The sequence below is a fragment of the Italian clover phyllody phytoplasma str. MA1 genome (assembly GCF_000300695.1).
Taxonomy (GTDB): Bacteria; Bacillota_I; Bacilli_A; order Acholeplasmatales; family Acholeplasmataceae; genus Phytoplasma.
In genome coordinates this window covers 1-1,926 of the sequence record NZ_AKIM01000041.1, presented here as the reverse complement: position 1 = coordinate 1,926, position 1,926 = coordinate 1, and the positions used below count along the sequence as shown (strand labels likewise).

Sequence of the window (1,926 nt, the reverse complement as noted above, 5' to 3'; positions counted from 1 at the left end):
AACAGCTTTTTAAAAACAGAGGAAAAAAATGAAAAAAATTATTATAGCAGGCAATTGGAAATTACACAAAAACAAAGATGAATCTTTGAATTATATTTTTCAAGTGAACGACAAAGTACCTAATAAAAATGAAGTAGAAACAATTATTTTTCCACAAATTACTTTATTAGATACTTTAACACAAATAGAAGGTAAAAATTTAAGAATTGGCGCTCAAAACGTTTTTTATCAAAATGAAGGTGCCTTTACAGGAGAGATTTCTCCTCAAAATATTAAATCTTTAGGCGTTACATATGTTTTAATCGGACACAGCGAAAGAAGAATCCTTTCCCAAGAAACGGATGAAATAGTTAATTTAAAACTTTTAGCTGTTTTAGAACAACAAATGCGTTCTTTGGTTTGTTTAGGGGAAAGTTTAGAAGTAAAAGAAAAAAACGAAACTCAAAGATATTTAAATAACCAATTAGAAACTATTTTTCAAAATGTAGCCAGCGAGTCTTTAAAAGATATTACTTTAGCTTATGAGCCAATTTGGGCTATTAACACTGGTAAAAGTGCTACACCAGAAGATGCTAATTACAACATTGGTCAAATAAGAAAGAAAATCGCTACTATGTATGACGAAGAAGCGGCTCAAAAAGTTAACATTATTTACGGCGGATCCGTTAACGTTTCTAATGTGGAAGCTTTTTTACAACAAAAAGAAATTAACGGTATTTTAGCCGGTAATAGTTCTTTAAAATATGAAAATTTTTTATTTTTTACAGAAATAGCGAAAAAATATACACAAGAATAAGATAAATATTTTTTATTAATTGATTTTTGAGAAAGAAGAAATAATTGCGAAAAGAAGGTTTCAAAAATATGTTGCAACCAAAATGGTTAAAAAATCTGAATTCAGAACAATTAAAAGCAGTTACTTATCCTGATCGTTCTCTTTTTGTTCTAGCAGGTCCAGGCACTGGCAAAACCAAAACACTTACTAATAGAATAGCCTATTTACTGGAACAAAAAAACGTTAAGAGTGAAAATATTTTAGCAATTACTTTTACTAATAATGCTGCTAAAGAAATAAAAAAAATCTAAAAAAAATAGTTAATACTGAATTTTATAATTTGACTATTAAAACTTTTAATGCTTTAAGTACCCAAATTTTAAGAAAATATATCGATAAACTTAATTTTGGAATGGACTCCTCTTTTGCTATCATTAGCGAAAACGAAGGACAATCTATTATTAAAGAAAATATGAAAAAATTGGGTATTGATAAAGATTCATATAAAGTATTGGAAATTCAAAGTTATATTTCGAAAATTAAAAAAAAAATTGCTAAAAAAGAAATTGTTAATAATATCCTGACTAATAAGACGGATGATCTTTTGTTAAAAAAAGAATATAACGAAATAAATTTTATTTCCCCGGAAATGAAACAAATTTATGATGAGTATTGTCGTTTTTTCAAAACTAATAATTTAGTCGATTGTGATGATTTAATTATTTATTCTTATCAATTATTAAAAAATAACCCTTCGGTAGCTTCTTTTTATCAGAAAAAATTCGCTTATCTTTTGGTAGATGAATTTCAAGATATAGATTTAATTCAATATAAATTAATCAAAATTATCGGCAAAAAGAGTGTTATTTTTTTAGCGGGAGATCCGAACCAAACGATTTATCGTTTTAAAGATAAAGATGTTATATGCCAAATGTTGTTTGAAAAAGATTTTAACGCTGATATTTATACTTTAAAAGCTAATTATCGATCAACTCAAAATATTTTAAGTAAAGCTAATATGTTAATTGGTCATAATTATGAATCTCAACCAGATCCACCTGAGGTGTTCCGTTTTTTCATACAACTTTTTATTTTAAAATGACTCTTTAAGACTAAAAATTAATAGATAATTTCCTATCTTTTCAAACTAA

General features: G+C 26.3%; 1 protein-coding gene and 1 pseudogene. Both read left to right on the top strand.

The genetic code is table 11. The features are described 5' to 3' along the window. Positions 1-28 precede the first annotated feature (28 nt). Positions 29-796 (top strand): triose-phosphate isomerase, encoded by a 768-nt coding sequence (gene tpiA, locus RI01_RS02035; protein WP_017193000.1) that lies wholly within the window; start codon positions 29-31, stop codon positions 794-796. A 68-nt stretch (positions 797-864) separates the two neighbouring features. Beyond that, positions 865-1,877, top strand: a pseudogene (locus RI01_RS02030) (ATP-dependent helicase). The last annotated feature ends 49 nt before the right edge of the window (positions 1,878-1,926 follow it).